The 6,152-nt window shown below is 51.2% G+C and carries 3 protein-coding genes and 1 pseudogene; all 4 read left to right on the forward strand.

Annotation, left to right across the window (positions count from 1 at the left end; genetic code table 11):
- Positions 1-307, forward strand: a 307-nt coding sequence (gene tssD, locus PR699_RS19340; RefSeq protein ID WP_272577893.1) for a type VI secretion system tube protein TssD, incomplete at its 5' end; no start/stop codon positions are given.
- Between the two features lie 83 nt (positions 308-390).
- Positions 391-2,546: pseudogene (locus tag PR699_RS19345) on the forward strand (type VI secretion system Vgr family protein).
- Positions 2,547-2,554: 8 nt separating this feature from the next.
- On the forward strand, positions 2,555-2,974 hold the full coding sequence (locus PR699_RS19350; RefSeq protein WP_014657251.1) for a DcrB-related protein: 420 nt from the start codon (positions 2,555-2,557) through the stop codon (positions 2,972-2,974).
- A 57-nt stretch (positions 2,975-3,031) separates the two neighbouring features.
- Positions 3,032-6,152 (forward strand): DUF6531 domain-containing protein (locus PR699_RS19355; protein ID WP_272573031.1); only part of this gene is annotated, 3,121 nt, incomplete at its 3' end.

Here is a 6,152-nt window from a genome sequence, read left to right on the forward strand (position 1 = left end):
GGTGGCATTAAACAAAGCGGTCCCTCTGCTGTACAACGCACTGGCGTCCGGTGAAATGCTGCCAAAAGTGGAACTGAAATGGTACCGCACGTCTGTTGAAGGGAAGCAAGAGCACTTCTTCACCACCACGCTGACCGATGCGACTATCGTCAACATCGATTGCCAAATGCCACACTGCCAAGATCCGGCCAAAGCGGATTACACGCAGCTCATCGAAGTGTCGCTTTCTTACCGTAAGGTCGACTGGGAGCACACCGTGGCAGGCACTTCCGGTGCTGACGACTGGCGTGCACCGCTGGAAGCATAATCGCCTCATTCGACGAGCTCACCCGGGCTCGTCCTTGTCTGTTTTAACGTGATGCACTCTCCCCGTTAACCCGGAGCCTGACCATGTTCTCAAAAGATCCGAAAAAATCATCCCCTGATCTGGCGTCGATGCTGAAGGACGAAGCCATTAACCAAGCCAAGGAAGCGGCGATGTCAAAGGCATCTGCGCGAACACAACAAGCCGTCAATTTGGCCCAACAAGCGGCCAGTGCGGCGTCCTCGTTGCAGGCCTCCGCCGCGATGTTGACCCCCGGCGGCGGGCTAACGGGGGGCTCAACCCTGCCGATCCGGATACCGCGCAAGCGGCCTTACGCAGCGCGTTAGGGTTAACCGCCGAGCCGAGCGGTTTAGTGTTTACCTGTGAAATCGGCTTATTTCCTGCGGGCACCTTTCAAGTCACCGATTTTACCCTCACCGAAGGGCTCTCTTCCTTATATCACCTTAGCCTGAATGTGGTGAGTTTGTTGCCTTATATTGAATTCCAAACGCATTTAGGCCAAGCCGCCTCACTGACGGTCAAACGGGATGGGCAGATTGTGCGCACCGTCAATGGCATTCTTGCGGGCGGTGTCCAAGGCAATACCGATGGCGTGAAAACGTGGTACCATTTTGATATCCGCCCTGAAATGTGGATCATGACCCTCAATCAGGACAGCCGTATCTTCCAAGACCAAAACGCCCCCGCGATTTTAAAGACGTTATTGGATGAAGCGCACGTCAAATCAGACTGTCTTTTTTACCGTGAAGCGCTGCATCCGGAACGGACCTACACCACGCAAAAACGGGAATCCGCCTATGACTTTTGGTGTCGCTTAGCCTTTGAGGAAGGGATCAACTTCTGGTTTGAAGAAGATCAGATGTTCTACAGTGATGAGCACATGGGCATGACCGCGGGGATCTCGTTGACTTACAACCCGCAAGCAAACACCGATATCACCGACAGTACCGCCACCACCTGGCAGTACGGAGAGTATCTGTGCCCCGATCAACTGATCCAAAAAGACAACAACTACGTGCGCCCCTCTTACCCGCTGATGCACCAAGATCAGCAAGCAGGCGGTGGGCAGCACAGTGTGTTTGAAAGTTACGGGCGTTTTCAATTGGATGCCGAAGGGGAGCCCCTGACCAAAGCCCGTTTTGAGCAGTTACGCAGCGGCAGCCGCGTGGGCAATGCCACCACGAACTGCTTTGCCTTGCGCCCAGGCAAAATTTTCACCCTGCAAAATCACCCACACGCCCCGATGAATGACAGTTGGCAAGTCATCACGGTCACCCATCACGGCGTGCAACCCTTAGCCGACAATGGCGGGGGCGAAGGAACGCAATTAAGTAACACGGTCTCCTTTATACCGGGTCGTGAGGAGTGGCGTCCGCCACACCGTTATAAACCGACGGCCGATGGGGATGAATTGGCGACCGTGGTGGGGCCGCCGGGGGAAGAGATTTACGTCAATGAGTACGGCGCCGTCAAAGTGCATTTCCATTGGGATCGCTACGGCAAGCCCGATCACAGCGCTTCCTGTTGGGTGCGTGTCGCCATGGGATGGAGCGGCAACGGTTACGGCTTTTCGGCCGTGCCCCGTATCGGCACCGTTGTGCAAGTCAGTTACCTGAACGGGGATATTGACCGCCCCATTATCACGGGATGCACTTACGATGGCCGCAATGCTCCCCCTATTCGTTTTCCTGAGAACAAAACACGCACCACGTTCCGCACTCAAACCCATAAGGGCGAGGGCTTTAACGAGTTACGTTTTGAGGATGAGGACGGTAAGCAGGAAGTGTTTATTCATGCGCAAAAAGACATGAATACGGTAGTACGGGATAATCGTTCGACGACCGTGGGGGCCAACCACAAAGAAGTCATCCTACAAAACCAAACGGTTTCAGTGCATGGCTCTCAATCGACCTCAGTACAGTCTGACCAAAAGAATGTCGTCTTTGGGAATCAACAGTCTATTGTCGATGGTGAAGTGGTCATCGCTTCCGCAAAAGGGATCCGTCTTATCAGCGGTACGTCCGTTCTTCAATTGAGTCCCTCGGGGAGGGTCACCATCGCGTGTGAAAATTTTGATTTTTATGCCAGTGGTTCAGGGCAAATTGCCACGGGTGAGATCCTCGATCTCAATATGGACAATGCCGCGCCAGGGATCACTAAAATAGATCCGAATACCGACACCATTGCCAGCACAAAATCCCAATTTTTTCCTGAAAAATAAGGTTGAGTATGCATTACTTATTTCAAGAGGGTCGCCTCACACTACCCAGTGATAAATATCAAGATAATACCGTGAATATGCTGCGTTTTCCTGCCCTAGAAGGCAGCATCTCCATCACCCGTGAGGCACTGTCGCCAGACATCGAGCTAAGTGATTATCTCGCCGGACAGCTAAGCGCCATTAAACGTGAAATAAAAAATGCCGTCGTTAAAGCGCCAACCGCTTTTCGCACAGAGCAAGGTCTCACGGGGAGTGAAATTTACTGTGAGACCAAACAAAAAGGCATCAGTATTTATCAATGGATAGCGGCATTTCACGTGGAAGACAACGTCTTAGTCGTCACTTATAGCCAAATTAAACCGTTTTCAAATGCAGAGCTCGCACACTGGCGCGCCCTGCGGGACAGCTTTACACCGCACTCAAATTAACCGAAAGCAGACTTGAATTCACAATGACCATACTGACGATTGAATAAGGACATACTCATGGGAAATGAATTTTTCGCGGCGAAGCAAGGCGATAAATTGATGCACTCGTCAATATGGGCAGATATTGTCTGTGGTGTGGTTAAAGGGGCGGTCTATGCGGCGGTAGGGGCTGCTGCAGTTGTATTGACAGGCGTAACTGCCGGTGCAGCAACGGCTGTTTTTATTGGCGCGGGATTGGCGACCGGTTTTGCTCTCGGCAGTGTTATTGATGCTGCTGCGGATTGGGTCGCAGATGGGATTGATAGCCTCTTTGGGCTCAGTTCGCCTGATGGCGAAATAAAAACCGGCTCACCCAATGTGCGTATCAAGGGAAAACGGGCAGCAAGAGCGGCAGGAAAACTCCCTACCCCCTTGTTATTAGCGTCTATTGCAGAAGACAATGCGCCCCCTAAAGAAAAAAAAGGGCTCGATATTGCCTTGAGTATTTTGGAAAAATCCACAATGCTTATTCCGGGCATGCTTCCCTTTGCGTTAGCCAAAAAAGCACTTAGCACCCCGAATAATGCGGCGCCTATTGACCCCCTGTCTGACGAATACCCAGAATATCCATCGCCTAAGCAAGGCTTTTTTGACAGCATACTGTCCCCCGTTAAGGCGAATAAGCACCCTCATGCTGAACCGATGCCCCTCGATATTATCAAATGTGATAAATGGCATTGTGCAAGTGAGCCCTACTTTTTAGCGGAAGGATCAAAAAGGGTTCAAATCAATAGCCAGCCGGCGTGCCGTAATGGGGATAGAAGCACCTGTGAAGCCAAAATCGATGACAATCAAGAAAAAGGGATTGTGCGCATTGGTGGGAACAGTGTGGTGGTACGCGACATCATGAGTGGCCGCAACCCGTTTGCAGAGATGTTCGGTGAAATTCTTGGCGGCCTCTTTGTGGGGGGACTGCGAACCTTAATGCGAAAAGGTGGAATGGCTGTCATTAAGCAGTGTTTAAATAAAGTCGGTTGTACGCTGGTAAGTGAAATTGTCGGCACCGCGGTTGGTTCGATGGTGACGGCAACGGTGGTACAAGCTTTCAATAGTTTACACCATCCCGTTCATGCCGCTACGGGGTCGAAAGTCCTCAATGGTGAAAATGATACGGACTTTATTATTGAGGGGGCTTATCCGTTAGTCTGGTCACGTATCTACCAAAGTCGGAACCAACGCGAGAGCCGATTGGGCCGTGGTTGGGCAATGCCGTTTGATGTGTCCTTGGAAATCGAGTCAACTGGCAAGGGGCTTGAAAATGAAAATATCTACTACCATGACGCATCGGGGCGCCGTTTAGCCCTGGGGAAAATAGCCCTCGGCCAAACAGTGTTTTATCAGGATGAAGGGTTTAAAGTTTATCGCACCGTGAATAATATTTTCCTTGTCGAATCCACTGACGGTGACTATCAACTGTTTGAAGCCAACCCCCATAAAATCAATACGCTGCGCTTAATGAAAAGCGCTGACCGCCATAACAATGCCTTAAATTACCGTTATGCCAATGACGGTGAACTGGTGCAAATTCATGATGATGCGTATTTAACGGATATCCGCTTGCACTATGACGCACTTTCACAGCGATTAACGTCGGTAACGCGTCATCAAGGGCAAGCTGAAAAAACACTGGTGACCTATGATTACGATGAACAGCAGCGGTTAATTCAGGTCACTGACGCGGATAACCGTATCACGCGCCGTTTTGGCTGGGATGAAGAATCCGGCTTAATGGCGATGCACCAATATGCCACGGGGTTGAGTAGCCATTATCGCTGGCAACGCTTTGACACCTTTACCCTTGAAGACAATGAACCGGAGTGGCGGGTCGTTGAACACTGGTTAAAAGAAGAAGGCCAAACGTGTTTAGAGCACACAGAACTCATCTACGATTTAGCCGAGCGCACCGTCAAAACCGTTCAGCATGGTTTAGGAAGCACCTTCCGTCGCTGGAATGAACAACAGCAAATCATTGAATACACCAATGAGCTCAATGAAACTTGGTACTTTGAGTGGGACACCAATCGCCACTTAACCAAAGCCATCGCGCCAGATACCAGTGAGTGGGTTTATACCTATGATGAACGCGGAAATTTAACGCAATCGACGGATCCCGAAAACCAATCCACTTGCTACGATTGGGACAAGGATTTTGCCTTTCCGACCGTGCAAACCTTGCCCAATGGGGCGGCGTGGCATTGGGAATATACCGATAAAGGCGATGTCCGCCGTGTGATTGACCCCTTGGGGCACATCACGGCGTTTGTTTGGGACGAGCAAGGCAATTGCATCGGGCAAGTGGATGCCAAAGGCAATGAAACCCACTATCGCTATAACCCACGCGGTCAGCTTATTCGCCAAACCGACTGTTCCGGTTACCCCACTACCCTCACCTATGATGAGTGGGGGCAATTGCGCAGTATCACTAATGCGCTCAATGAAACCACCTATTACACGTTCAGTGAAACAGGCTTATTGCTGTCAGAAAAGTTGCCCGATAACACGGAAAACCGCTACGACTATGATGATGCGGGGCAACTGGTCGGATTAATCGATGTGGGTGACCAGCACACGCTACTGCGGCGTAATCGTCGGGGGCAAGTCATTGCACGTCGTGACCCCGCGGGGCATTGGCTGCATTTTCACTATGACGCGTTAGGGCGCATGAATGCATTAGAAAATGAGCACGGCGAACAGTACCGCTTTGGCTACGATGCCCTTCATCGCTTGACCCAGGAGCAAGACCTTATTGGTCAACAAAAACAGTATCAGTATGACGAGGTGGGAAACCTGACGCAGATACTGACTACCCCCGCCAAGCCGCTGAACGGAAGTGCCGCCCTCGCGCCAGTCCTGATGCAACTGCATTACGATAAGATTGGTCGTTTACGGTCTCGTGAGAACGGGGAATACCGCACGGAATATGGGTATAGTCAGAACCAAGTGACCGTGCGTCAGGTGCCGATAGCGCGCTGGCATGAGGCGCAACGGACGGGGACGACGGTGAATTATGACGATGAGTTGACCCTCACTTACGACACACTGGGGCAGTTAGTCAGTGAGCGTAATGCCACCGGGGAATATCATCATCAATACGATGTGTTGGGGAATTTAACCCAGACACAACTGCCGAATAACCGGG

It is taken from the genome of Providencia sp. PROV268 (assembly GCF_028477805.1).
GTDB lineage: Bacteria > Pseudomonadota > Gammaproteobacteria > Enterobacterales > Enterobacteriaceae > Providencia > Providencia stuartii.

Coding starts and splice junctions, on each gene's coding strand:
- PR699_RS19350 (WP_014657251.1), top strand. CDS start 2,555: ATGCATTACTTATTTCAAGAGGGTCGCCTCACACTACCCAGTGATAAA.